Source organism: Ralstonia sp. UNC404CL21Col (assembly GCF_000620465.1).
In the GTDB taxonomy this organism is placed as follows: Bacteria; Pseudomonadota; Gammaproteobacteria; order Burkholderiales; family Burkholderiaceae; genus Ralstonia; species Ralstonia flatus.
On the sequence record NZ_JIBE01000003.1, the window covers coordinates 766,314 to 790,248 of the forward strand.

The window sequence follows — 23,935 nt, forward strand, 5'->3', positions numbered from 1 at the left end:
ATCGAGATCATCGAGATCATCGAGATCATTGAGACTTGAGGACGCCGAGGCTCGCGGGTGGGCCGATTGTAGCGAAGCCGAGTGCCTTGCAGCGTTAACACCGTCTTAACAAAGCGACCAACAAAAAACCCCGCGGGCTCGCACCCACGGGGTTCTTTGTTTGGAACAGCCATCCCGAAGGATGGCCGGGCCAGGGCCGGTACGGCAAATTACATCATGCCGTCCATGCCGCCCATGCCACCCATGCCGCCCGGCATTGCCGGAGCTGCATCGTCCTTCGGCAGTTCTGCAACTGCGCAATCCGTCGTCAGCATCAGCGAAGCGACCGAAGCGGCGTTCTGCAGCGCGGTGCGGGTCACCTTGGTCGGGTCCAGCACGCCCATTTCCACCAGGTCACCGTACTCGCCGGTGGCGGCGTTGTAGCCGTAGTTGCCCTTGCCTTCGATGACCTTCGACACCACAACCGAAGCCTCGTCGCCGGCGTTGGTGACGATCTGGCGCAGCGGCTCTTCCATGGCGCGCAGCACGATCTTGATACCGGCGTCTTGGTCAGCGTTGGCACCCTTCAGGCCGGAGATCAGCGCACGGGCACGCAGCAGTGCAACACCGCCACCAGCCACGATGCCTTCTTCCACGGCAGCGCGCGTTGCGTGCAGAGCATCTTCCACGCGGGCCTTCTTTTCCTTCATTTCGACTTCGGTGGCAGCGCCAACCTTGATCACGGCAACACCGCCGGCCAGCTTGGCCACGCGCTCTTGCAGCTTCTCACGGTCGTAGTCCGAGGTCGCTTCTTCGATCTGGGCACGCACTTGCTTCACGCGGGCTTCGATGTTGCGGGCATCGCCTGCGCCGTCGATGATCGTGGTGTTTTCCTTGCCGATTTCAACGCGCTTGGCTTGGCCCAGGTCGTTCAGGGTTGCCTTTTCCAGGGTCAGGCCGACTTCTTCAGCGATGACTTGGCCGCCCGTCAGGATGGCGATGTCTTCCAGCATGGCCTTGCGGCGGTCGCCGAAGCCCGGGGCCTTCACAGCAGCGGTCTTCAGGATGCCGCGGATGTTGTTCACCACCAGCGTTGCCAGGGCTTCGCCTTCGACGTCTTCAGCGATGATCAGCAGCGGACGGCCAGCCTTGGCCACTTGCTCCAGCACCGGCAGCAGGTCGCGGATGTTGCTGATCTTCTTGTCGAACAGCAGCACGAACGGGTTGTCCAGCTGGACAACTTGCTTTTCCGGGTTGTTGATGAAGTACGGCGACAGGTAGCCGCGGTCGAACTGCATGCCTTCCACGACGTCCAGCTCGTCGGCCAGCGACTTGCCGTCTTCCACGGTGATCACGCCTTCCTTGCCGACCTTGTCCATGGCTTCAGCGATGCGCTGGCCGATGGACTCGTCGCTGTTGGCCGAGATGGCGCCAACTTGAGCGATTTCCTTGCTGGTGGTCGTCGGCTTGCTGATCTTCTTCAGCTCTTCGACGGCGGCCGTCACAGCCTTGTCGATGCCGCGCTTCAGGTCCATCGGGTTCATGCCGGCGGCAACGTACTTCATGCCTTCGCGCACGATCGACTGGGCCAGCACCGTTGCGGTGGTGGTGCCGTCACCGGCGTTGTCGCTGGTCTTGGAAGCGACTTCCTTGACCATTTGCGCGCCCATGTTCTGCAGCTTGTCCTTCAGCTCGATTTCCTTGGCGACCGACACACCGTCCTTGGTCACGGTCGGGCCACCGAAGCTGCGCTCCAGCACCACGTTGCGGCCCTTCGGGCCCAGGGTCACCTTCACTGCGTTGGCGAGAATGTTCACGCCTTCGACCATCTTGGCACGTGCGGCGTCGCCGAACACTACGTCTTTAGCTGCCATCTTGAGAATCTCCGAGATCTTTGGATGTTGCCCGCGCGCTCAGTCAGCGGCGCCGGCAATGAGGATTGGGTTACGGGTAAGCGATGCGGCAGAGCGCGTGCTTACTTTTGCACCACGGCCATGATGTCTTCTTCGCGCATGACCAGGACTTCCTGACCATCCACCTTGACGCCCTGGCCGGCGTACTTGCCGAACAGCACGCGGTCGCCGACCTTCACGTCCAGCGCAATCGCATTGCCCTTGTCGTCTTTCTTGCCCGGGCCGACGGCCAGCACTTCGCCTTGATCCGGCTTTTCAGCGGCGGCGTCAGGAATGACGATGCCCGAAGCGGTCTTGGTTTCGTTGTCCAGGCGCTTCACGATCACGCGGTCGTGCAAAGGACGCAGGTTCATACACAACTCCTCAATGCAAAGTGAGTGTTTATTCACAAAACGCGCCGCAGAACGCGGCGCATCGGGAAAGCATCGGGGACTGGAGACATTGTTAGCACTCCTGTCCGGCGAGTGCTAATTATAGGGACGAGGTATTACGATTTCAAGAACGGGCGTCGCGGAAGTTGTCGAGATTCACTCAATCTTGAACTTTGGTCACTCAATTTGGAACCCGTAGACACACACGGCTCTACCAGAGGTGAGAAAAGTCTTATATTTCAATCAGTTACATTCCAACGTGGATCTCGGCGCTCGGGGCCTGCAGGTAGCAAATACGCGCCGCTCTCATGCCACCCTGCCCAAAGGAAAGGGACCCGCAGATGCAGGCCCGGCAAAAAATTGCGGTAATCAGCGCAGTTGCGGGACACGCCCAGTTCCGCGTCGCACTTAGTGTGCTTTAGATCACTTTTTTTGACAGTCTTGAAGTGTCACTATGGAACCTCCACTCGTTCCGGAGTGATCCGATTCCCCACTCCCTGCAGTCGGCAGGCTTCACAGGGACACCCCGAGTCCACACTCAAGTCCCGCACCGACACGCCGGCGAAATTCTTGCCGCGCACCTCACCTCACTTTAGCGAAATAAGCGCGAAAGCCGGCGTTGCTCTCCCACGCCAACACAAGTACCGGTTTCATCGGCAACCGATCAATTGGTTTTCACGATGAGTTCCGCTTCTGCTCAGCGGAGGTCTGGTTTTCCTCGTGGCCCCTTACCGGAAACGGCGTATATATGGCAGCGTTGCTGCCAATACCTGCCGGCGAACTGCGAAGCAATTGCCGTCCAGAGGTACTGCGTGGAACAAGGCGTTACACCCCGCCGCCGTTGATGCGGCAGCGGCTGAATCATAGACAACGGGTTGATGCCGGAACTCTGATTGCTCCGCCCTGCGCCGTGGAGGCTGCCAAACCCTATTGCGCAGCCCGATTGAACTCATCGTTGCAAAGCGCCCCCATCACACTGGAGTGGTTATTGCGTTCCCCTTGGCTAGACCGCCTCCACAAGACGCTGAGTCGGCTCGACGAATGCCATATAAAGGGTGCAAACAGGCGCAGGATGTTAGATAACTTGAGCAAGCGCCGCTGAATAACCACAAGAACGGGGAGCCGCTCCATTGGGTAGACATCTCTCATGAGCAGCCTTCTGGATTGGATCGAAAAACACCCCGCCTTGGCTGCGTGGGTACAGGCGGCCGCAATCATTGTTGCGATTGCGGGAACGTGGCTGGCAGGCTGGTTGCTTCAGCGCAGCGAACGGCGCACGGAGAGGCGCACGGTGGCCAAAGCGGTGAGCGAAATTGCCATGGCGGCAGAGGCGCTTGTACGAAGCGTTATGAGCGAGCTACCCGACAAGCAAGCCGTGAGTGCAATCGCTGCAGGAGAAAAGCCTTTCGACATTCGCGCAATCGATGAGCTGGAGGCCGCGATCGCGGCCATTCAACTGCACAACCTCAGCACCCCTGAACTGGTGCGCGATGTCATTGCGTTGCTCGCCAGCATCCGTCAGTTCAGAGAGCAACTGGCCAACGCAATTGCCACGCATCACGGTATGGACGCCACTCATTTCAGCGAATTCTTCGAGACCTTGGAGAGCGTCCAGGCGGCAATCACCAAGACCAGTAAAAGCATCGCGGCACACGTGAGCCAGATCTAGTCATCTGGGGCTCGCCGTGCCATCACTCCGACGAGGAGGATCGTCATGCTCGGATTTGACCCACGCACCGGGCGAATTGTCTGGACCGTTTTTCTCTTTGCGCTGGCCGTATTGATCATCTACAAGATCGCATCCGTGCTGCTGGTCACGCTATTTGCCGTCTTCTTCAGCTACCTGCTGTACCCGCTGATCGAACAATTGGAACGGCGCATGCCGAGACAGGCGCCGCGCAGCGTATCGATCAGCATCGTGTTCATCCTCGTCGTGTTGGTGGTCATCGTGGCGGGCTCGGTGTTTGGCGTGACGGTGCAGGAGGAAGCGGGCAGGCTTGCCGATCAACTCCCGAAGCTGCTCGATACCAGCACCATGGCAGATCGCCTTGCCCTCCCGAGCTTTCTGGAGCCGCTGCGCGCGCGCATTCTGGAGTTCCTCCGCGAGCAGCTCTCGACAACCTCCGACCAAGCTACGCCTCTGGTTCGAAACATCGGCCTGGGTGTCATGCACGCAGCCAGCAATCTCGTCTACCTTGTGCTCATCCCCATCATGAGTTTTCTGATGATCAATGAAGCGCCTTCCATCCACGCTGCGCTGCTGTCATGGATTCGATCCTCGGATAAGCGCCTCTGGGGAAACATCATCGATGATCTGGACATGCTCCTGTCACGCTATGTGCGTGCACTGCTGCTACTGTCCCTGGCCACCTTGCTTTTCTACAGCATCGCCTTTTACCTGCTGGGCGTGCCATATGCACTGTTGCTGGCAACCACGGCTGCGGTGTTGGAGTTCATTCCGTTTGCCGGGCCATTGGCCGCCGTGGTGGCGATCGTCACCGTCGCCGTGTTCAGCGGGTATCCGCACTTGTTCGGGCTGATCGGGTTCATCGTGGTCTACCGTCTGTTCCAGGACTACGTGCTGAATCCCTACCTGATGAGCGAAGGGGTCAAGGTCAGTCCGCTCCTCGTCATCGTGGGGTTGCTTGCAGGCGAGCAGTTGGGCGGTGTGGCGGGCATTTTCCTGTCGGTGCCCGTCATCGCCGCGCTGAAGATTGTGCTGTCGCGCGCCTGGGCCGCGCAGGGCCCTGGCCGCGAGGCGCGCTGATGTACGTTTTGAAAAATGACGACCGGGATACCACGCCACCACTGGAAGGGAAGCGGCCATGAAGGCTCTACCGAATCCGAAGCTGAACCATCTGCTGTCTGTGCTGCCGCCAGCAGAATTGGAGAAAATCGCGCCCCAGCTGGTCTGGATCGACATGCCGCTCGGGCACGTCATTTATGAATCGGGCGATCGCCCCGAATACGTCTACTTTCCCGTCACGTCCATCGTCTCTCTGCTCTATGTCATGGAGAACGGCTCTTCGGGCGAGATCGCGATCGTCGGCAACGAGGGCATGGTGGGCATCGCCATCTTCATGGGCGGAGAAACCACCCCCAGCCGCGCCGTCGTTCAGAGTGCGGGCGGCGCTTACCGCCTCAGTGCCCGCATTCTCAAGCAAGAGTTCGCCCGCGCCGGGGCCATGCAGCGTCTGTTGTTGCGCTATACCCAGGCACTCATTACCCAGATGGCGCAAACCGCTGTCTGCAATCGGCACCACTCGATCGACCAGCAACTGTGTCGCTGGCTCCTCCTGAGCCTGGACCGCCTGCCCTCCAACGAGCTGCGCATGACCCAGGAGCTGATCGCCAACATGCTGGGCGTGCGCAGGTCCGGCGTCACTGAAGCCGCTTTGAAGCTGCAGACCGCCGGGTTGATCCGTTACAGCCACGGAACCATCGAAGTCCTCGACCGCCCCGGCCTCGAGCGTCGCGTCTGCGAATGCTATGCCGTGGTCAAGCGCGAGTTCGATCGCCTGCTTCCTGACCTCGAGGCGCTCTGACCAGCAATACGCCGACTTCATCAGGAATCCAGTTTGACCTCTTTCCGGCTCCCCTCCCAATACGGGGGCGATCCATAGTATTGATGGATGCTGGTGGCCCATTGCGTATCCGCCATGCTAGGCCAGTGATTCTGATCAAAACCCGGCGCGGCTTCCAACTGCTTCTTGTCGATGCCCAGCACGAAGCACTTGCGTACAGTGTCGAGCGTCAAAGCAGACCATGGCACCGCGAACAGCTTCGTGCCGACACCTAGAAAACCTCCGAATGACAGCACCGCATAGGCGATTTGCCCGCGGGGAACATCCAGCATGATGTGATCGATCTTGCCGAGCTTCTCACCGCTCGGGCCAAGAACCGGATCGCCGTTGAGTGTGTCGGCAGCCATGATGACGGGGCCGGGGCCGGCGCCCTTCAGCTGACCGTTGCCGACGATGGCAGCGCGCGGTCCGCTGCTTTGGTGGTCCAATTCGTTGATGTTCATGGTGTGACTCCAGATAAGGTGATTAGCCATTGAACCGGCGACTGCGCCAGCGGGGGGATACGTCAATGCGCACGGCGTTTCCCCTTGTGCCGTTGAGTGGGCTCGACGCGGGAAGCCTGCCTCTTGCTACCGACAGCCAGGCTCCAATCTGTCTTGTCGAGCGAGGTACTGAGCTGACGCTCCGCATACATGGCCGCGCCCGGCGAGATTGGGTCGCTCGCCGGAAAGGTCATCTCAAGCGATGCGTCCACAGCAGATTGATAGGTGTGCCCTTCATCCGCGGCAGGCATGCATCCGCAAGCAACAGGCTCCGACTTTCTGTGCTGTGCGGTGGTAGTGACTTTGTGCATGATTGCTCCCGTGTTGCATTGACGCGCTGCGCAGGCCGCGGGCATCAAGGCTTCAGCTGCTTCTTGAACGCTTCCTTGGCATCGCCATACGCCGCCTGCGACTTCCCGGCAATCTGTTCGACCTTTCCTTTCGCTGCGGTGGCGTCCTTTCCGGTGACCTTGCCAACGGCTTCAGTCAACTTGCCCTTCGCTTCCTCAAGACGGCCCTTCACTTGATCCTTATTCATGGCAATGCTCCTGCGCTTTCGGCGCTCAGTTGGTCGTGGGGGATGCCGTGCCTTGAGGCGCTGCGCGCGGGCCATTTCATTACCCGGCGATGCGCATACCTAGACAAGACCTTGCCCGACGAAACCACATGATTTCTCCGCAGATGCAGTGCTGTCTGTACGGAAGTCGACAAGAAAGACCGCGAGCGGTGCGCATGCAGCACGCCATGAGGCCGTGACGGGCAAGCATGCGCACGACACGCAACTGACACGCTGGCGCGTACGCTACCGAACCGTTTTCGATCTCGCGCTGCCCTATCCTTCAAGACGGTGAGATACGCTGAATTCGCTCGGGCAATGCCCGGAAAACTTCGCGCGTCAACCTCATGAAGAACCAACCGTGGAGCGCTTCTTACCTGGCTCGTGCACACGGAGTGGGGGGAATCTACAAAACAAGGAGGGCATCATGTCTCTCGGACTCGTACTTCTCATTGTCTTAGCCGTTTTGCTGGTTGGGGCATTCCCAAGGTGGTCCTACAGCAACGGGTGGGGCTACGCGCCAAGCGGTGCGCTCGGCGTGGGTCTGCTCATCGTTCTCGTCCTCTTGCTCATGGGGCGACTTTAAAGCCGACGATCCGATACGCCCCACGGCACTCGAAGCACAGGCGGCAGCACACTACGAGAAAGAGGCGAACGTGATGCTCGATCAAACCATTCTCCAGTTTCCAGATATGGAGCGCGACGCATTTCGCGAGGTGTGCCTGCGCCACGGCCTCGCACCCGACGGCTTTGAGGTGTCCTCCACCGAACATTTCTCCACCGATGCCCCATCCGAGGCGCTGGACCGTAGCGTCATCGTCCGGATGGGCAAGACCATGCGCGAATACGACGGTGCTCATGGCCCTGACTGGACAGTCGATTTTGAAGACGACATCCGCTCCCACGTCTTCGGGTAAAGACATCACGCAGACATTGCGAGCGACCGTCTCCAGAACCCTGGCCCCGTTTCTCATGGTTTGCAGTACCACTTGCCGGCGAGGCGCCATATGAATCCCATCACCGCATTCATCGTTGTCCTTCTCTTGGCTGTGGGGGCCGCTGCGGGCATGTTCGGCTCGGTTCTGCTGGCGCCCGTGTTCTGGATTGCGGCAATCCTCGTCGCGTCAACACTCAAGATGGCAAACGCCTGGCAGAAGTTCGTCATCCTGCGTGCAGGCAAGCTGCAAAGCGTGAAAGGGCCCGGGCTGTTCATGATCCTGCCGATCGTCGACAGCGTCACCGCTGTGATCGACGAGCGCATTCAAACAACCGGATTCAATGCCGAGCAGGCATTGACGAAAGACACGGTGCCGGTCAATGTCGACGCGATCATCTTCTGGCACGTTCACGATGCGCAGAAGGCCGCGCTGGCCATTACCGACTACCGTCAGGCCATCGACCGCGTCGCCCAGACATCGTTGCGTGAAATGATCGGCGCCTCCATGCTTTCGGCACTGCTATCGGACAGGAAGGCGGCGGACGAGCAGCTGCGCGCCGAGATCGGCGAGAAGACTGCGGCATGGGGCGTGACCGTATCGTCAGTCGAAGTGCGCGACGTGGCCATCCCCGTAGCGCTGCAGGACGCAATGTCCCGGCAGGCGCAGGCTGAACGCGAGAAACAGGCGCGCGTCATCCTGGGTTCTGCAGAAGCGGCCATCGCCGCCAAGTTCGTTGAGGCTGCAGGCATGTACGAAGGCCATCCGCAGGCGCTGCAACTGCGTGCCATGAACATCATCTACGAGACCACCAAAGAGCGGGGCGCCACGATCCTGATGCCGACCTCCATGGTCGACAGCATGAATCCCGTTGCGGTGGCCTTTGGCGTTTCCGGCAGCTCGGAGCAAACCAGCGCTGTCTTGCCGCTCAAGTCGGCTGCGGCTGCGGCCGCCGCTTAAGCCAACCACCTTTGATTCATGAGAACGGGTTGGAAAGCGGCATGCCACCACTAGTGTGGGCATGCCGCTTCGACTTCCTGGGCTGCAATCATTTGCCGACCTGATTGCCGACGACACCCCCGACGACTGCACCGCCCACTGTCCCTACCGCGCTACCGCCTGTCAGGACAGCGCCTGCCACACCACCGACACCGGCGCCGATTGCAGTGTCCGTACCTCGCCGGGACATCCCGGCACACCCGCCCGCAAGCGTCACGACCACCAGCATCGCGCCGCACAGTTGTGCTATCCGATTGCCACGCATTTTGTGCACCTCCACCCCGATCGCAGGCCACCGCGTGCTGTTGCGGAGAACGCAAATCCAGGACTTGAGTTTTCTGTACGGACCACAAGCGGCGTACAGCCCATCGGGGCATCCCTGCGTCAACACGTGAGCGTGAGTGTCGCGCGGACTTCTCGACAAACAGCATCCTCGCTCGCGCGAAGTGTGTCGGTACGGTGGCAGACGCAGGCGTCACCTGTCCAGGTGGGCAACCGCTGAGGTCAAGCGGCGGACCGAGTTCTGTACGGTACCGGGCCGACGACGTTTCGCTCCGACCTTACGCTGCAGTCTCAAATAACAGTGAATCGGCACTTTCCGACATACCGAGGTCACCGTACGAAGGGTATCTATGATCAATTCGCTTGACCTCCCAAACGGAACGCTTGAAATCCGAACACTGCAACGTAGTGACCGGCGATGGTTTTCAGAGTATCGCTTCACGTCCAGTGATGGAGGGGGCACCGGCTGGGAACCGGCTGCCGTATCGGAGGGGTTCGTTTCCTCCGGCCTGGCATTCAGCGCCGGGATACTCCTGGGGCAACAATGCGCTGAACTCGCTGGGTGAGGGAGAGGGGGTGGAGCCATCCGAGGGGGCTACGCCGCCGTCCCGTTGCATGACGTCAACATCGGCATGCAGGCACTCTGCCTGCGTGCCCATGCCTACAGTAGAAACATCGCCATGGCCGCAACCCCCATGATCGCCGTAGCCGACCAACCCAGGACGATCAATGGCCGGCTTGCGGTATAGGGGCCCATCACTGCGGGCTTCGACACGAGCAGGATGATGACCGCCATCAGCGGGACCGCCACCACACCATTGATGACCGCGCTCCAGAAAAGCGCCTTCATCGGACGGATCGGCGAGTACTGGATTGCCAGCCCTGCGAGTACGCTCAAGGCGATGATGCTGTAGAACCCACGGGCGTCGCTCACCTTGCGCTCCAGACCCTCCTTCCAGCCCATGGCTTCGGAGAGGGCATAGGCGCCTGAGCCTGCCAGCACTGGCACGCCGATCAGCCCCACCCCCAGGATCCCGACGGTGAACAGCACGTACGCAAAGTCTCCAGCAAGCGGCCGCAAGGCACTGGCCGCCTGGGCCGCGGTCGTGATGTCGGTCACGCCAGAAACATGCAAAGTCACCCCCGTGGCGAGGATGATGAAGTAGGCGGTCACGTTGGAGTAGAGCATGCCGCTCCACGTGTCCCAGCGAATGCGCCGCAGCTCGGTGCGGGCCTTGGCTCCATCGGCTTTCAACGAGGGGTGCGCCCGCATGTCCTCGACCTCTTCGGAAGCCTGCCAAAAGAAGAGGTAGGGGCTGATGGTGGTACCGAACACGGCAACCACCATCGATGCGGCACTGGCATCGAGTCTCACACTGGGCCACACCGTGTGCAGCGCCACGCGGCTCCACGGCACGTGCACGGTAAACAAGACTGCGGCATACGCCAGCAGAGACGCCGTCAGCCACTTCAGAAAGAAAACGTATCGGTGGTAAGGAACGAATATCTGCAGTGCCAGGGTGCCGAACACCACCAACGCCGTCATGACATGCCGGTCGATGCCGGAAACGAGTTCCGCGACCTCGCCCATCGCCGCAACGTCAGCGGCAATATTCAACGTATTTGCGATCAGCAACAGCAACACGACGGTACGCAACACAATCGGCGGGAAGACGTCCTTGATGTTGGCCGCAAGTCCCTTGCCCGTGACGCGTCCCATGTTTGCGCACATCGACTGCATGGCCGCCATCAACGGAAACGTAAGCGGCATCGTCCATAGCATCTCCAGGCCAAACTGCGCCCCAGCCTGCGAATAGGTCGCGATCCCGCTCGGGTCGTCGTCGGCGACGCCCGTGATCAGCCCGGGCCCGACATGCGACAACGGATGCGCGTTCAAGCGCGCGCGCAGAACGCGATACAAATTGGGCCGGGCCTCTCCGCTGCCGTCCATGTTTGCTTCCTCGTCTACCAGCGCTGGGCTGGAGTTGATCGTCGCGATGTTCTAGTGTCGGATCGTGGTAGGGCGGCTCGCGTCTTGCTCGTGTATTAGCGTATAGGCATGCCCAAAACAAGCGATGGGATGCAAGCACCCTTGGCACGAGCAAGGCCTCTATTTCCCTTTGCTTCGAACCCGCGCCGCAGCCGCACCCGGTTTGGCCAGCCCTGCAGCCCGCTCCACCAGAAATTCCACAAACACCCGCACGCGCAAGGGCAACAAACGGCCATGCGGGTACACCAGACTGACGGGCCGTGACCTGCCTGCATACGCCTGCAACACTTCTACCAGCGTGCCATCGGCCAGGTCTTTCTCGACGATGAAGCGATAGGTCTGGAACAGCCCCGCGCCGGCCCTGGCCAGGGTCACGCCGGCCAATACGTCTTCAGCACACAGGTAGTGGCCTTCGGTGGGCAGCACTTCTCGATCCCTGCCTTCATCCGAAAACAACCACGCGATCGGCCGCCCGCTGCTGGGCAGATCGAACTGGATGCACTCGTGCTGCTTCAGGTCCTCAAGCGTGTGAGGGCGCCCGGCTCGCTGAAGGTAGGCAGGACTGCCAACCACGACGAGTTCAGCGTCCTCCAGATGGCGCGAGACCATCGTCGAATCCGGTTGCGTGCGAAACCGGATCGCCACGTCAAAATTTTCCTCATGAAAGTCGATATTGCGGTTGCCGATGTGGAGTTCGAACTTGAGCAGCGGAAATGCCTCTCGCAGCGCGGGCAACAGCGGTAGGAGCCGGTAGTGCCCATACGTGGTCGGCGCACTGATGCGCAGGGTGCCCGAGGGCTGCACCTGTTCGCCTGTCACCTTGCGCTCTGCCTCGATCAACTGGTTGAGCGCGGCGCGGCATTGCTCGAAATAGTCTCTGCCGCCTTCGGTCAGACGGAGGCTGCGTGTCGAGCGTACGAACAGGCGTACACCAAGGCGTTTCTCCAAACGTGCGATGGAGCGGCTCACCGCTGCGGGCGTCACCCCCGCGGTATTGGCCGCCGCAGTAAAGCTGCCGGCCTCGGCGGCCAGGCAGAACAGCTCGATGCTGCCAAGCAGGATGTCGTCGAATTGCCGGTGCATATTTGTTACCCCATGTAATAGGACAAGTGTAGCCGACCCCATTTTTTGCTTTCCAAGTCCGCAATACAGTGCATTCCACCGGCGGGCGCTCTTCCAACACGGCGCCGGCCCCACCCCCTATGCACTGGAGATTCATCATGAGCAACGCGCATCCCACCGCCATCATCACTGGCGCGACAAGCGGCATCGGCCTCGGTCTGGCCGAGGCTTTTCTCAACGAGGGTTACAACGTCGTCGGCTCCGGCCGCTCTGCGCAACGTCTGCAATCTGCTGCCGCCCGCCTGAACGCCGGCGATCGCTTCCTGGGTGTGGCCGGCGATGTCGGCAAGCCTGAATCTGCGCGCGAGCTTTTTGCTCAGGCCATCGCCCACTTCGGGCAGGTCGATGTGCTGGTGAACAACGCCGGCATCTTCGCCGCCAAGCCCTTCGTGCAGTTCACGCCCGAAGAAATCGAGGAGCAGATCTCCACCAACCTGAAGGGCACGTTGTACGCGTCGCAGGAAGCCGCCAAGCACATGAGCGAGCGCAAGCACGGCAAGATCATCAACATCACCGCCTCGCTGGCCATGCAGCCGCACGGTAGCGTGCCGGCACTGCTGGCGGTGGCCCTGAAGGGCGGCATCAACCAGGCAACCCGTGCCTTGGCGCTTGAGTTGGCGCCATTCGGCGTGACTGTGAATGCGGTGGCCCCTGGCGTGACAGACACGCCGATGCATCCGGCCGATACACATGCCGCACTCGGCAGCATGCACCCACTGGGCCGCATCGCACGCATCGATGAGGTCAGCGCAGCCGTGCTCTACCTCGTCAACGCAGAGTTCGTGTCGGGCACCGTGCTGCCCGTGGACGGTGGTTTCAGCGCCGGCCGCTGAGTCCTTGCACCTACCACTGACTGAAGACCGGGGACTGCCGTGAAGGTATCGCGGCGGCCCCGATCAACAAGGAGTCGCGTCATGAGCAACGCAACCGCTTTTGAGTCGTCCGTACAGCAACGGCTGGCAGCGCGCGGGCTGACCTTGCCCGATCCGCCCAAGCCGTTGGGCAGTTACACGGCCGTCAACCAGGCAGGCGATCTGCTGTTCATTTCTGGGCAATTGCCGCTGGTCGAGGGCAAGGTCGTCTGGCAAGGCCAAGTCGGCAACCATCTGACCCTGGATGAAGGCCGACGCGCGGCCGAGCTTGCGGCGTTGAATGTGCTGGCGCAGATCCATGCCCATCTAGGCGGCTTCGAACAACTGGATCACATCGTGCGGCTGGAAGGCCATGTGACAAGTGCCGAAGGCTGGTTGCAGCAGCCCGCCGTCATCGACGGCGCGTCGGATTTCTTCGCGGACGTGCTGCGCACCCGTGCCGGCCATGCACGGGCGGTCTATTCACATTTCCAGCAGCCGGCCAACGCGGCAGTGATTCTGGTGGCGATTGCACAGCTCCGCGGTGTTTGAATCTCCGATGGCTTTCGGCGCTACACGGCTCTCGTCCCCCGTTGAGCCGCTTGCACTCTGCTGGCGGTCTCTTCTAGCCGCCTGAAGCTGACGACACACACCTACGCCTAGGCTTTCCCCTTGAGAAGCGGCTCGGCAAGTTGCTTGAGTGCATCCAGAACGGTACGCAAAGGCTGCCCCATCTGAGCGTGGACGATGGCGCCATCCACGGCCAAACTCAGCGCTCTCGCCCGAGCCGATCGTCCTGCTCCATGTAGCAGAAGCGTCTCGAAGGCCGTGGTCATTTCCTCTTTGTGGCGCCTCGCCAGTTCAACCGCTTCAGGAAGCTCGACGGCGGCGTTGATGAACGCGCAACCGCGAAAGTCCGGGTGACGCCACCACTCATTGAAAGTCGCCAGCAGGGCATCGAGCGGGGCGCTTCCCGCACTGAGATGTCGCTCCAACGTTGCCCGAAGCCACTGCACCCAGTTGTCGTGGCGGAAATTCAGGTAAGCCGTAATGAGGTCGCTCTTGCTCGGGTAGTGCCGATAAAACGTCGCCTTCGCAACCTGGGACGCCTCAATGACACGGTCAATACCGGTTGCACGAATGCCTTCACGATAGAAGAGGTCGTGCGCAGTCAACAGGATGCGCTCACGGGCAGAGAAATCGCTGGGGGCACGGGCTTCAGAGGTCATAGGGGGCATTGTAGACAAGTTTGTCTGCCTTGATCGTGTGGACGCAAAATTAACGTAGACAGATCTGTCTCTATGCATTACCGTTGCGCATAGACAGATCTGTCTACACTGACCAACAACCACATGGAGTTGCCATGGAAGCCCGCCCGCCCCTCCCCCCATTCACTCGCGAAACCGCCATTCAAAAGGTTCGGCTGGCAGAAGACGCGTGGAATACACGTGAACCCGCCCGCATCGTCCTGGCATACAGCGCGGATACCCGCTGGCGTAACCGTACGGAGTTTCCTGTCGGTCGAGAACAAGCGCAGGCACTTCTGGAGCGAAAGTGGAAACGCGAACTGGACTACCGCCTGATCAAGGAATTGTGGGCGTTCGAGGGAAACCGCATCGCCGTGCGGTTCGCCTACGAGTGGCACGACGACGCTGGCCAGTGGTACCGCAGCTATGGCAATGAGAACTGGGAATTCGACGAACAAGGCCTGATGACGCATCGCCATGCGAGCATCAATGACCTCCCTATCAAGGAAGCCGACAGGAAGTTCTTCTGGCCCCTCGGGCGCCGCCCGGAGGATCATCCCGGTTTGTCCGACCTGGGACTCTGAGTTTCGCGAGGGCTACGGCCTTGTCCGAGTGTGGCCGCTCTGAGAGGGCGACCAGCGCATGTTGTGACGACGGTGGGCAGCTTCACTCCCAAACAGTGAAGCTCCACCCTCAAATACTGACACTCCACCCTCAAACACTGGAGCTTCACCCTCAAACACTGGAGCTTCACCCTCAAACACTGAAGCTTCACCCTCAAACACTGAAGCTTCACCCTCAGACACTGGAGCTTCACCCTCAGACACTGGAGCTTCACTCTCAAACAGTGACGCTTCACCCTCAAACACTCGAACCCCACGGTCCAAGCCTCGCGTTCCACGCTTAAACACTGGCGCAGCGAACAGGAAGCCCGTCACCCATTTCGCATTCAAGGCCCCATCTCCCGGAACTGCCGTGGCAGCTTGCCACCTGCGTTTTAAGGCGAAGAACGGATAAAGGCCGCCAGCTCTTGCGGCTCGCCCGTCGGAAAAGCGTCTTTGAGATGCTCGAGAAAAGCGGAAACGCGGGGGCTCAGCAACCGTCTGGACGGATACAGCGCCCAGACCGAGATATCTGGCCCCTCCAGATCGCCCCAATGCACCAGCGTGCCGGCCTCCAGATCCTGCGCCACGAGCGACACCGGCAGGCAGGCGGCGCCCACGCCAAGACGGACGGTGTCGCGCACCATGATGAGCGACGACAGCTGCGCGACCGGCCTGATGCCGATACGCGACTTGCCCCCCGGCCCAGTGATATCCCAAGCTGCGGCCCCATTGCCGGGGCCACGAAGAACGGCTGGCGTCACAGCTTGACCCGACGGCCGCTCCAGTCCGGGCCCTGCCACGACGACCAGGCGATCACGCAGAAACACGCGTCCGATCAGGCTTTCGTCCGGGGCCGGGTTGACGCGGATGACGAGGTCATAGCCCTCTTCGATCATGTCGACGCCGCGGTCTTCGGTGGTCACCTCCAACTGCACCTCGGGATATTTCAGCGCAAACGTGGCCACCAGCTTGCCCATGGCGACCTGCGAAAACAGCATGGGCGCGCTGATGCGCAGACGTCCACGCGGCCGTTCGCTGCCTGATGCAATTGCAGCGGCGGTTTCCGCGATCTCGGCGAGCAGCGTGCCCGTACGCTCGTACAGCGCATGGCCCTCCTGGGTGAGCTTGAGCCCGCGCGAACCGCGCTCGAACAGCCGAAGATCGAGACTGCCCTCCAGCTCCGAGACCCGACGAGAAAGCGTCGCCTTCGGCCGCCCCGTCGCCCGGGCGGCCTCGCCAAAGCTTCCATGTCGGGCAACGAGGTTGAAATCCGCAAGCGCCAGCCAATCCATATGTTCCACCGTTGAGACACCCTGTCTATTTATAGCATCTTCCGGACCACAGATGGATCACCTACCTTAGCTGGGAACCCAACCCACTCAAGGAGTGAACATCATGACCATCCTCGTTACTGGTGCTACCGGCCGCGTCGGCCGCCAAGTCGTCCATCAACTTGCCAACCGCGGTGCGGACGTGCGCGCGCTGGTTCGCGACCCTGCAAAAGCCGACTTCCCGGCCAGCGTGAACGTCGTGCAGGGCGACATGCTGGATCTGGACTCGCTGCGGCGTGCCTTTGTCGGTGTCCGGACCCTGTTCCTGCTCAATGCGGTCGCAGGCGACGAATTCACGCAGGCCTTGCTTGCGCTGAACGTGGCGCGCGAATCCGGCGTTGAGCGCGTCGTCTATCTGTCGGTCATGCACGCCGAGCGCTTCGTAAACGTGCCGCACTTTGCAGTGAAGTCCGGCGCGGAACGCATGATCGAGCAGATGGGCTTCAGCGCCACCATCCTGCGTCCGGCCTACTTCATGGACAACGAACACATGGTCAAGGACGTCATCGTCAACCATGGCGTCTACCCGATGCCGATCGGCAGCAAGGGCGTTGCGATGGTCGACACGCGCGACATCGCGGAAGTCGCGGCCATCGAGTTGATCCGCCGCGATGCGGCGCCTGGCAAGCTGCCGATCGAGACCATCAACCTCGTGGGCCCCGATACGCTGACGGGCCCCGAGCTGGCCTCGATCTGGTCAGAAACACTCGGCCGCCCCGTGGCCTACGGCGGCGACGACCCGACCGGATTCGAGCACAACCTGACGAACTTCCTGCCCAAATGGATGGCTTATGAGATGCGCCTGATGGCCGAACGGTATGTCAGCGACGGCATGGTTCCGCAGGCGGGCGATGTCGAGCGTCTGACCGCCCTCCTGGGCCGCCCGCTGCGCTCGTATCGCGATTTCGCAGCGGCGCTCGCAAGCTGAGCCGCGCGGGTACGGGCGGGCCGAGGCCGACTGGCGAAGCGGCGGATGCCCCCCGCCTCCGGGCTTGTGTCCGGCGGGCGGGGCTTGCAACAGAAACCGCTCGCTGGACTGCAGTTTTGCTGTCTTGTGCCGATAACCAGCGGTGACGGCGTGCCCTACACCTATCAATACCGTCCATAAGATCGACCGTACGATGCCCCGTCGAACCGGCAGCGTTGCGGTTTGTCGTCGCCCAAGACCACGACATGTCCCTTCGCCCCCTTGCCCAACGGCTGGCCACATCGGCAGGCCACCATCCCTTGATCGTTGGTGCACTCGGAACGTTGCTGACATTCATTGTCCTGGCAATCAGTGTGCTGACCCTGTGGGCCAACCGTGAAACGGCCATCGAGCACGCACACGACACCTCGAAGAACGTCGCTGCCGTTCTGGCCAGCCACATCTCGCGCACCGTTGAATCGGCAGATCAATCGCTGCAGACGCTGATCGCCGCGCTCGACAAACCCGGCATCCGCAACCTCGATCCGGGCGTCCGGCACGATCTGCTGTTCAGCCCGACGGCCTCTGCCCGGTATGTCACGGGCATGGGCGTGACCGACGACAAGGGCCAGCTCGTCGACGGTTGCTGCTCCCTCACGCACCGGTGGGATTTCAGCGACCGCGACTACTTCATCGTCCATCGCGACCACGCAAACGTTGGCCTCTACGTGTCCGCCGTCTACAAGGCCCGGTCACGCGCAGGGGTGGAGGCCATCGCCCTGAGCCGAAGGATGAACCGACGGGATGGCACGTTTGCCGGCACCGCGCTGGTGGCGATCGACCTCGACTACTTCCGGCAGCTTCTTGAAAAGCTCGATGTCGGGCCGCGCGGCGTCACGGCCATCGTCCGCACCGACGGAACGCTGGTGGCGAGAAATCCGCCGCCCAGCGCAGCCCGCGCGCTCAATTTCAACAAATCGCTGACGTTCCCGCGCATGGTCAACCAGGAGTCCGGCTTTTATGTGGCGCCGTCGGCCAGCGACGGCGTGCTCCGCCTCTATACGTTCCAGCGCGTGCCGGGCACACCGTTCATCGCCGTGGTCGCGCCGGCCATGAGCGATGCGCTTGCAGCCTGGCGGCGGCTGTCATGGATCGTCGGGCTGTCGTCGCTGTCGGTGAGTCTTGCGTTCTGCGCTGGTGTCTGGCTCCTGGCTTTTGCGCTGCGGGGCCGCGTGATGGCGGAAGCCCACCTGCGCGAGCTTACGCAAACCGATCCGCTCACCGGCCTGAAGAACAGGCGCGCCCTGGATGTCGCGCTGGAAAACGAGTGGGATCGCCTGCAACGCAATGACAGTCGGCTCTCCGTGCTCTTTGTCGATGCCGATCACTTCAAACGCTATAACGACGAGCACGGCCATGCTCAGGGCGACATCGCGCTCCAGTACCTCGCCCAGTGCATCTCCAAGCATGCGCGACGACGCGGCGATCTCGCGGCCCGATATGGCGGAGAAGAATTCGTGGTGCTGTTGCCCGATACGGGCGAGGCGGGCGCCACGCGGATCGCCGAAGCCATCCGTGCCGAAGTGGAAGGCACAGGCGCGTCCGTGGGCAACACAGGCCTGGCCCCTTTCACCGTGAGCGTCGGTTGCGCGACCGCGCGGCGCTCGAGCTTCCCGTCGCTGACCGCATTGACCAAGGCTGCGGACGATGCGCTCTACGAGGCCAAGCGCAAAGGCCGCAACCGCGTTGACTACGCCACGGCTGCCTAGCCTCGCATCAGCACCGCCCGCCGGTTATTGCAGGGTGGCGCCGCCCCCGCCGAGATACAGACCGAGCAGCCGCGCGAACTGGCCGCCATCGGTGTTGATCGTCGTCTGGTACGTGCCGCCCGAGCCAAAGACGATGGCAAAGGTATGGCCGGTGCCGTATTCCTGCGTGTTGCGCAGCATGTAGTCGACGCGGTTGTCGCGGTAGTGCTGATTGGTGCCGCCCGGCGTGCTGGACGGCACGCCCAGCGGCGTCTGCCACCACAGAATGGGCAGCCCATTCCCCAACGCAGTCCGATAGTCCAGGTAACTGGTTTGCGACTGATGGAAATTGGGCGTGTTGACGTTGTTCTCATCCCAGTAGAACGTACCGCCGCGGCCCGTGCACTCCGACACGGCGGCAGCTTCCAGGCAGCCGGCGTCACGGTCGCTGGTCTGGGCGACGATGAAGTCAGCCTGGTGCGCGGCCGCAGCGCGCATTTCCCCCGCAACCGCAGTCGGCGATCCCGACCAGAACGCGGGCGGGAATCCGATCAGCGCCTTGGGTGCAATCTGGCGGGCCATCTGCACCAGGCACTGCCCGATGCCGGCGGCCGTGTTGGGCAGGCTGCTGCATTCCGGCTGGCTGTTCACCACCGCCGCCATCTGCGTTGGATCATGGCTCGGGGCCTGCGCCCACACGTAGCCCCAGAAGTCGGGCTCCAGATTGATCAGCACGGGCGCATTCAACGCAGCAATGCGTTGATACATCAATCGCGCCTGGCTCCAGTACGTGTTCATGAACGTCGCATCGGTGATGCCGCTCAGGTTGCCGTCACCGTTCTGCGCCATCTGGTAGAAGGTGAACATCGGGGTGGCGCCATAGGTCTGGGCAGCTTGCGCGGCATACGTGATGTACGCGCCGTCAGGGCTGTTCCAGTAGAGCCACGAACCCGGCCCGGCCCCCACGAGGTAGACGTCGATGATGTCAGGCCGAATGCCCTGGCTCTGCATATCCGAAATCGATTGGCCCGAACCCAGGCCGACGAGCACACGCGAAGGCTTGCCCAATTTCTGGACGAGCGCGGCGCTGGCCGACAGGGTCGATGTACTGCCGCCGGTGCCTCCACCGCCGTTCCCACCAGTCTGACCGCCGGGCGTGCCTCCGTTGGTCCCCCCGTTGGTGCCCCCTTGCGTCCCCGTGCCACCGCTGGTGCTGCTGGCCTGCGTGCTATCGGATCCGCCACCACAGCCCGCCAGCGCAAACGCAATCGCTGCGACGGCAATCCATCGTTGAGAAAACACGATCATCAAAGAAATCCTTGAAAGAAGAGATGCATCTGGTATCTGGTTGCTGGGCCCTCCATCGAGCCCGCGGCATTCAATTCGCCGTGCGCGACGCCATCTGTGCAGCGCTGAATGCGCCGCGATAGATGTGGAGTCTTCGACAGGGCCTTCGCGCTTCGAAGCATCGGTGCGAGACGTTGACCATGCTCCCCAGCTGGCAAGCCTCTTCCAACAGCGGTGCCCCGGACACCTGCTTGTTGCGCATACACCCTCCCAACTTTTTTGTTGTCGTCAAACCGTGTGCAAGGCTGCACGAACCGTGCCACACCCCCTACGAAAGAGGGGTGACATGCCTTGGTGCGACATGTGACACGAAGCGTCGGCGCATTTCAACGCATTGGCGGGTTTGATGAGCTTTTTTGATAAAGCGCTTGAGCGCTGTCGCACGCGGCCTCTTGGACTCTGCGCCCTGTGTGGGTGCACAGCATTCAACTGGGCAACCCCTGCCGCGTGCTGCTGGAGACGTGTCACCCCCGTGATAAATCGCGCAAAATGCTGCGCATCTGGGATGTGGAGGCTCGCCGGTGGGCATCAATTTCGATTTGACGGACTTGCAGGCGTTTCGCGCGGTGGTGGAGTTGGGCAACTTCCGCAAGGCCGCCGAGGCGATCAGCATTTCCCAGCCCGCGTTGAGCCGTCGGATCGACAAGCTCGAAAGCGCGCTCGGCGTGCCCCTGTTTGAGCGCACCACACGCAGCGTCACGCTCACCACCGTCGGCCGCGTGTTCGCCCGCAGTGCTGAACAACTGCTCGACGATCTCGACGTCGCCCTGCTCGGCATTCGTGACGTTTCATCGAGCCGCCTGGGGCAAGTGACCATCGCGTGTGTGCCGTCGGTGGCCTACTACTTTCTGCCGAACCTGATTGCGCGCTATCACCGCCGCTTTCCGCGCATTCGGGTCAAGCTGGTGGATGCGAGCGCGAACGAAGTACTGGGGGCCGTCATCAGCGGCGAAGCAGACTTTGGCCTGAGCTTCATGGGCAGCCAGGAGCCGGAGATCGAATTCAAGATGCTGCTGCAGGAGCGATTTGTTGCCGCCTGCCGGCGCGATCATCCGCTCGCCCGGAAGAAGCGCGTGACGTGGAACGAGCTTTACGAACACGAATACGTGTCAGTGGACAAGACCTCCGGCAACCGGCTGCTGCTCGATCAGGCGCTGTCGGCCGTGGCACCGCGTGCGCCAAGCGTCTGTGAGACGCGGCACGTCACGACCATGCTCGGGTTGGTTGAAGCGGGGCTGGGTGTGGCTGCGGTGCCGTCGATGGCCATGCCGGGGCATGACCATCCGATCCTGACAAGCGTGCCGCTGGTGGAGCCTGTCGTGAAACGGCGCGTGGGCATCGTGAAGCGGCGCGGCCGGGCATTGACGCCCGCCGCAGAAGCGTTTCACCAGATGATCATTGAAGCGAAGCGCGGCGGCGTGACGACAGGCGATGCATGAAGAACAAACAAACGCGCTTGGCTTGACGCGCCGCGCGGGCGCGCCATCTCAATGCGCCGGCACAGAATCCAGCCCGGTCGATTTCACGTCCGCCTGCACGGCGGGCGAAGCGAGATAGTCAAGAAGCGCCTTGGCTTCCTTCGGATGCTGTGCACCAACGGGGATGCCCGCAGCAAAGCGCGTCACCGACTGCAGCGACTCGGGAATCTTTCCGACGAAGGTTGCCCCCGGCACCGGCAGCAGTTCGCTCACTTGCTGGAAGCCGACTTCGTAGTCGCCCGTCGCCACCACCGACGCCACCGGAATACGCGGAATCATCTTCGCCTTTGCCTTGACCTGCTCTTCAATGCCCAGCTTCTTGAACAGCTCGCGCTCGATATAGACGCCGCTTGCGCTGTCCGAGTAAGCGATCGACTTGGCATGCAGCAGCACTTGCTTGAGGGCCTCGGGTGAGCTGATATCGGGCTTGGCTGCACCTTCGCGCACCACCATGCCGATGCGCGAGTCGGCCAGTTCCACGCGCGAATCCGGGATGACCTTGCCTTGCTTGATCAGATCGTCGAGTGCGTAGCCGACCATGATCACGGCATCGGCAGGTTCGCCGCGTGCGAGCCGATTCGGTATGGCTTCGGGCGACTTGCCCATCGACGGGCCGAGTGCAGTGTCGAGCGTGTTGCCCGTCTGCGCGGCGAACTTGGGCCCAAGCAGCTTATAGGCGGCCGTAAAGCCACCGGAACTCATGACGTGCAGTTCAGCAGCGTGGACGGTGGCTGCCACCGACGAGGTTGCGACGAGCGCGGCTGCGCACAGGTTCCGAAACAGAGTCTTCATGGTGAGGCTCATGCCAGGTCGTACGTGTTTATGAATATGCGGAACGCAGGATGCGGGATGCGCTGGGCGTCAATGCGCCGGCGCCAGCGTCACTGCACGGCGGCGATAGAGCGTCAACGTTGCCAGGAGTGCGCACGTGGCGGCAAGGCTCATCCAGTAGCCGGGAGCGGCCTTGTCGCCGGTCATATGGATGGCCGCTGTCGAGATGGCCGGTGTAAAGCCGCCGAACACTGCCGTGGCGAGGCTGTAGGCGAGCGAGAACCCGGCAACGCGCACCTGCACGGGCATCACTTCCGTAAGCGCAACGACCATCGCGCCGTTGTAGAGGCCGTACATGAACGACAGCCACAGCAGCACAAGCAGCATGTTCATGAAGCTGGGCGCGTGCGCGAGGAACGAAAGCGCCGGGTATGCCGTGGCGATGGTCAGCATCGTCATGCCGATCAGCAGGGGTCGACGGCCGATCCTGTCGGAAAGCGCACCGCCAATCGGCAGCCACACGAAGTTCGACACCCCAACGCACAGCGTCACGAGCAGGCTGTCGGCCGTACTCAGATGCAAGACGGTTTTGCCGAACGTCGGCGCGTAGACGGTGATGAGGTAGAAGCTCGTCGTGGTCATTGCCACCAGCATCATCCCGGCGAGCACGACGCCCCAGTTTTGCAGCAGCGTGCCGAACACCTCCTTCATGCTCGGACGATGCTTGCGCGCCTTGAACTCCTGCGTTTCTTCAAGATTGCGGCGCAGCACGAAGATGAACGGCACGATCATGCAACCGACGAAGAACGGCACACGCCATCCCCATGCGGCGATGGCCGGTGCACTGAGCCATTGGTTCAGCGCGAAACCGAGACCTGCCGCCACGACGATGGCGACCTGCTGGCTGGCGGACTGCCAGCTCGTGAAAAAGCCCTTGCGGCCCGGCGTGGCCATCTCGGCCAGATAGACCGATACGCCGCCCAGCTCCGCACCAGCCGAGAAGCCCTGCAGGAGACGCCCGAGCAACACGAGCGCCGGCGCCAAGAGACCAATCGTGGCGTAGCCGGGAACGAACGCGATCAGCACCGTCCCGCTTGCCATGATGGACAGCGTGACGATGAGCCCCTTGCGGCGGCCAACGTCGTCAATGTAGGCGCCGAGCACGATCGCGCCCAGCGGCCGCATCAGAAAGCCGGCGCCAAAAACTGCGAACGTCATCATCAGCGAGCCGAACTCGCTTTCGGTCGGAAAAAAGACGTTGGCGATCTGCGTGGCGTAGAAGCCGAACAGGAAGAAGTCGAACTGCTCCAGGAAATTCCCGGCGGTCACGCGGAAGACCGCAGCGGCCTTGGATTGCCCGGTCGACAGGCTGGACGGGGGGTGCATCGAGGTGTCTCCTGGAAGCCAAAAAAGAATACGCCGTTGAACGGCGTTTTG

General features: G+C 61.8%; 24 protein-coding genes. 12 read left to right on the plus strand and 12 right to left on the minus strand.

Annotated elements, in window-relative coordinates:
* Window positions 1-209: 209 nt before the first annotated feature.
* Complete coding sequence (gene groL / locus N511_RS0103665) at window positions 210-1,853, minus strand: chaperonin GroEL (RefSeq protein WP_009238928.1); 1,644 nt, start codon at window positions 1,851-1,853, stop codon at window positions 210-212.
* Window positions 1,854-1,954: 101 nt separating this feature from the next.
* The gene (gene groES / locus N511_RS0103670) at window positions 1,955-2,245 is read right to left on the minus strand and encodes a co-chaperone GroES (protein ID WP_009238929.1); all 291 of its coding nucleotides are present in this window, start codon (window positions 2,243-2,245) and stop codon (window positions 1,955-1,957) included.
* 1,165 nt (window positions 2,246-3,410) lie between these two features.
* Here groES and N511_RS0103675 point away from each other — a divergent pair.
* The 3 genes from N511_RS0103675 to N511_RS0103685 are packed head-to-tail and all read left to right on the plus strand — an operon-like array spanning window position 3,411 to window position 5,808.
* Window positions 3,411-3,932, plus strand: coding sequence for a hypothetical protein (locus tag N511_RS0103675; RefSeq protein ID WP_027678051.1), 522 nt, complete (start codon window positions 3,411-3,413; stop codon window positions 3,930-3,932).
* Between the two features lie 45 nt (window positions 3,933-3,977).
* On the plus strand, window positions 3,978-5,030 hold the full coding sequence (locus N511_RS0103680) for an AI-2E family transporter (protein WP_027678052.1): 1,053 nt from the start codon (window positions 3,978-3,980) through the stop codon (window positions 5,028-5,030).
* A gap of 58 nt (window positions 5,031-5,088) precedes the next feature.
* On the plus strand, window positions 5,089-5,808 hold the full coding sequence (locus N511_RS0103685) for a Crp/Fnr family transcriptional regulator (protein WP_027678053.1): 720 nt from the start codon (window positions 5,089-5,091) through the stop codon (window positions 5,806-5,808).
* A gap of 20 nt (window positions 5,809-5,828) precedes the next feature.
* Here N511_RS0103685 and N511_RS0103690 read toward each other — a convergent pair whose 3' ends face one another.
* Entirely contained in the window at window positions 5,829-6,290 is a 462-nt protein-coding gene (locus N511_RS0103690) for a PRC-barrel domain-containing protein (RefSeq protein WP_027678054.1), read from the minus strand.
* Window positions 6,291-6,684: 394 nt separating this feature from the next.
* Window positions 6,685-6,867, minus strand: coding sequence for a CsbD family protein (locus tag N511_RS0103700; protein WP_027678055.1), 183 nt, complete (start codon window positions 6,865-6,867; stop codon window positions 6,685-6,687).
* Between the two features lie 445 nt (window positions 6,868-7,312).
* On the opposite strand from N511_RS0103700, the gene N511_RS24690 reads away from it, so the two are divergent.
* The 3 genes from N511_RS24690 to N511_RS0103715 all read left to right on the plus strand — a co-directional run bounded on the left by N511_RS24690 (window position 7,313) and on the right by N511_RS0103715 (window position 8,780).
* Window positions 7,313-7,471, plus strand: coding sequence for a DUF3309 family protein (locus tag N511_RS24690; RefSeq protein WP_037026237.1), 159 nt, complete (start codon window positions 7,313-7,315; stop codon window positions 7,469-7,471).
* Between the two features lie 73 nt (window positions 7,472-7,544).
* Window positions 7,545-7,802 (plus strand): hypothetical protein, encoded by a 258-nt coding sequence (locus N511_RS0103710; RefSeq protein ID WP_027678056.1) that lies wholly within the window; start codon window positions 7,545-7,547, stop codon window positions 7,800-7,802.
* Between the two features lie 90 nt (window positions 7,803-7,892).
* Window positions 7,893-8,780, plus strand: coding sequence for a slipin family protein (locus N511_RS0103715; protein ID WP_021197623.1), 888 nt, complete (start codon window positions 7,893-7,895; stop codon window positions 8,778-8,780).
* Window positions 8,781-8,868: 88 nt separating this feature from the next.
* On the opposite strand, the gene N511_RS24695 is transcribed toward N511_RS0103715, so the two are convergent.
* From N511_RS24695 to N511_RS0103725, 3 genes are all read right to left on the minus strand, one after another.
* Complete coding sequence (locus N511_RS24695; protein WP_080981236.1) at window positions 8,869-9,084, minus strand: glycine zipper 2TM domain-containing protein; 216 nt, start codon at window positions 9,082-9,084, stop codon at window positions 8,869-8,871.
* A 678-nt stretch (window positions 9,085-9,762) separates the two neighbouring features.
* On the minus strand, window positions 9,763-11,052 hold the full coding sequence (locus N511_RS0103720) for an NRAMP family divalent metal transporter (RefSeq protein WP_027678057.1): 1,290 nt from the start codon (window positions 11,050-11,052) through the stop codon (window positions 9,763-9,765).
* Window positions 11,053-11,211: 159 nt separating this feature from the next.
* Entirely contained in the window at window positions 11,212-12,174 is a 963-nt protein-coding gene (locus N511_RS0103725; protein WP_027678058.1) for a LysR family transcriptional regulator, read from the minus strand.
* Between the two features lie 137 nt (window positions 12,175-12,311).
* On the opposite strand from N511_RS0103725, the gene N511_RS0103730 reads away from it, so the two are divergent.
* A complete protein-coding gene (locus N511_RS0103730; RefSeq protein ID WP_027678059.1) occupies window positions 12,312-13,046 on the plus strand; it encodes an SDR family NAD(P)-dependent oxidoreductase in 735 nt (244 codons plus the stop codon).
* 81 nt (window positions 13,047-13,127) lie between these two features.
* Window positions 13,128-13,616, plus strand: coding sequence for a RidA family protein (locus tag N511_RS0103735; RefSeq protein WP_027678060.1), 489 nt, complete (start codon window positions 13,128-13,130; stop codon window positions 13,614-13,616).
* A gap of 107 nt (window positions 13,617-13,723) precedes the next feature.
* Here N511_RS0103735 and N511_RS0103740 read toward each other — a convergent pair whose 3' ends face one another.
* Window positions 13,724-14,293 (minus strand): TetR/AcrR family transcriptional regulator, encoded by a 570-nt coding sequence (locus N511_RS0103740; RefSeq protein ID WP_051530847.1) that lies wholly within the window; start codon window positions 14,291-14,293, stop codon window positions 13,724-13,726.
* Between the two features lie 134 nt (window positions 14,294-14,427).
* Between N511_RS0103740 and N511_RS0103745 the strand changes: the two genes are divergently transcribed.
* Complete coding sequence (locus N511_RS0103745; RefSeq protein WP_027678062.1) at window positions 14,428-14,895, plus strand: nuclear transport factor 2 family protein; 468 nt, start codon at window positions 14,428-14,430, stop codon at window positions 14,893-14,895.
* Window positions 14,896-15,308: 413 nt separating this feature from the next.
* Here N511_RS0103745 and N511_RS0103750 read toward each other — a convergent pair whose 3' ends face one another.
* Window positions 15,309-16,208 carry a LysR family transcriptional regulator gene (locus N511_RS0103750; RefSeq protein ID WP_027678063.1) on the minus strand — a complete coding sequence of 300 codons (900 nt, stop codon included), beginning with the start codon at window positions 16,206-16,208 and terminating at the stop codon, window positions 15,309-15,311.
* Window positions 16,209-16,311: 103 nt separating this feature from the next.
* Between N511_RS0103750 and N511_RS0103755 the strand changes: the two genes are divergently transcribed.
* The gene (locus N511_RS0103755) at window positions 16,312-17,175 is read left to right on the plus strand and encodes an SDR family oxidoreductase (protein WP_027678064.1); all 864 of its coding nucleotides are present in this window, start codon (window positions 16,312-16,314) and stop codon (window positions 17,173-17,175) included.
* Between the two features lie 245 nt (window positions 17,176-17,420).
* The gene (locus tag N511_RS0103760; protein ID WP_051530848.1) at window positions 17,421-18,923 is read left to right on the plus strand and encodes a GGDEF domain-containing protein; all 1,503 of its coding nucleotides are present in this window, start codon (window positions 17,421-17,423) and stop codon (window positions 18,921-18,923) included.
* Window positions 18,924-18,947: 24 nt separating this feature from the next.
* On the opposite strand, the gene N511_RS0103765 is transcribed toward N511_RS0103760, so the two are convergent.
* Window positions 18,948-20,210 carry a hypothetical protein gene (locus N511_RS0103765; protein WP_051530823.1) on the minus strand — a complete coding sequence of 421 codons (1,263 nt, stop codon included), beginning with the start codon at window positions 20,208-20,210 and terminating at the stop codon, window positions 18,948-18,950.
* 560 nt (window positions 20,211-20,770) lie between these two features.
* Between N511_RS0103765 and N511_RS0103770 the strand changes: the two genes are divergently transcribed.
* Window positions 20,771-21,688, plus strand: coding sequence for a LysR family transcriptional regulator (locus N511_RS0103770; protein ID WP_027678067.1), 918 nt, complete (start codon window positions 20,771-20,773; stop codon window positions 21,686-21,688).
* A gap of 48 nt (window positions 21,689-21,736) precedes the next feature.
* Here N511_RS0103770 and N511_RS0103775 read toward each other — a convergent pair whose 3' ends face one another.
* Window positions 21,737-22,519, minus strand: coding sequence for a substrate-binding domain-containing protein (locus N511_RS0103775; RefSeq protein ID WP_027678068.1), 783 nt, complete (start codon window positions 22,517-22,519; stop codon window positions 21,737-21,739).
* A 69-nt stretch (window positions 22,520-22,588) separates the two neighbouring features.
* Window positions 22,589-23,884 (minus strand): MFS transporter, encoded by a 1,296-nt coding sequence (locus N511_RS0103780; protein WP_027678069.1) that lies wholly within the window; start codon window positions 23,882-23,884, stop codon window positions 22,589-22,591.
* Window positions 23,885-23,935: the final 51 nt, after the last annotated feature.

Excerpts from the sequence above, each read along its gene's own strand:
- N511_RS0103725 (WP_027678058.1), bottom strand. The coding sequence starts at position 12,174 with ATGCACCGGCAATTCGACGACATCCTGCTTGGCAGCATCGAGCTGTTC.
- groES (WP_009238929.1), bottom strand. The coding sequence starts at position 2,245 with ATGAACCTGCGTCCTTTGCACGACCGCGTGATCGTGAAGCGCCTGGAC.
- N511_RS24690 (WP_037026237.1), top strand. The coding sequence starts at position 7,313 with ATGTCTCTCGGACTCGTACTTCTCATTGTCTTAGCCGTTTTGCTGGTT.
- N511_RS0103780 (WP_027678069.1), bottom strand. The coding sequence starts at position 23,884 with ATGCACCCCCCGTCCAGCCTGTCGACCGGGCAATCCAAGGCCGCTGCG.
- N511_RS0103730 (WP_027678059.1), top strand. The coding sequence starts at position 12,312 with ATGAGCAACGCGCATCCCACCGCCATCATCACTGGCGCGACAAGCGGC.
- N511_RS0103765 (WP_051530823.1), bottom strand. The coding sequence starts at position 20,210 with ATGATCGTGTTTTCTCAACGATGGATTGCCGTCGCAGCGATTGCGTTT.
- N511_RS0103745 (WP_027678062.1), top strand. The coding sequence starts at position 14,428 with ATGGAAGCCCGCCCGCCCCTCCCCCCATTCACTCGCGAAACCGCCATT.
- N511_RS0103735 (WP_027678060.1), top strand. The coding sequence starts at position 13,128 with ATGAGCAACGCAACCGCTTTTGAGTCGTCCGTACAGCAACGGCTGGCA.
- N511_RS0103740 (WP_051530847.1), bottom strand. The coding sequence starts at position 14,293 with ATGACCTCTGAAGCCCGTGCCCCCAGCGATTTCTCTGCCCGTGAGCGC.
- N511_RS0103755 (WP_027678064.1), top strand. The coding sequence starts at position 16,312 with ATGACCATCCTCGTTACTGGTGCTACCGGCCGCGTCGGCCGCCAAGTC.
- N511_RS0103750 (WP_027678063.1), bottom strand. The coding sequence starts at position 16,208 with ATGGATTGGCTGGCGCTTGCGGATTTCAACCTCGTTGCCCGACATGGA.
- N511_RS0103720 (WP_027678057.1), bottom strand. The coding sequence starts at position 11,052 with ATGGACGGCAGCGGAGAGGCCCGGCCCAATTTGTATCGCGTTCTGCGC.
- N511_RS0103685 (WP_027678053.1), top strand. The coding sequence starts at position 5,089 with ATGAAGGCTCTACCGAATCCGAAGCTGAACCATCTGCTGTCTGTGCTG.
- N511_RS0103680 (WP_027678052.1), top strand. The coding sequence starts at position 3,978 with ATGCTCGGATTTGACCCACGCACCGGGCGAATTGTCTGGACCGTTTTT.
- N511_RS0103760 (WP_051530848.1), top strand. The coding sequence starts at position 17,421 with ATGTCCCTTCGCCCCCTTGCCCAACGGCTGGCCACATCGGCAGGCCAC.
- N511_RS0103710 (WP_027678056.1), top strand. The coding sequence starts at position 7,545 with ATGCTCGATCAAACCATTCTCCAGTTTCCAGATATGGAGCGCGACGCA.
- N511_RS0103675 (WP_027678051.1), top strand. The coding sequence starts at position 3,411 with ATGAGCAGCCTTCTGGATTGGATCGAAAAACACCCCGCCTTGGCTGCG.
- groL (WP_009238928.1), bottom strand. The coding sequence starts at position 1,853 with ATGGCAGCTAAAGACGTAGTGTTCGGCGACGCCGCACGTGCCAAGATG.
- N511_RS24695 (WP_080981236.1), bottom strand. The coding sequence starts at position 9,084 with ATGCGTGGCAATCGGATAGCACAACTGTGCGGCGCGATGCTGGTGGTC.
- N511_RS0103700 (WP_027678055.1), bottom strand. The coding sequence starts at position 6,867 with ATGAATAAGGATCAAGTGAAGGGCCGTCTTGAGGAAGCGAAGGGCAAG.
- N511_RS0103690 (WP_027678054.1), bottom strand. The coding sequence starts at position 6,290 with ATGAACATCAACGAATTGGACCACCAAAGCAGCGGACCGCGCGCTGCC.
- N511_RS0103715 (WP_021197623.1), top strand. The coding sequence starts at position 7,893 with ATGAATCCCATCACCGCATTCATCGTTGTCCTTCTCTTGGCTGTGGGG.
- N511_RS0103775 (WP_027678068.1), bottom strand. The coding sequence starts at position 22,519 with ATGAAGACTCTGTTTCGGAACCTGTGCGCAGCCGCGCTCGTCGCAACC.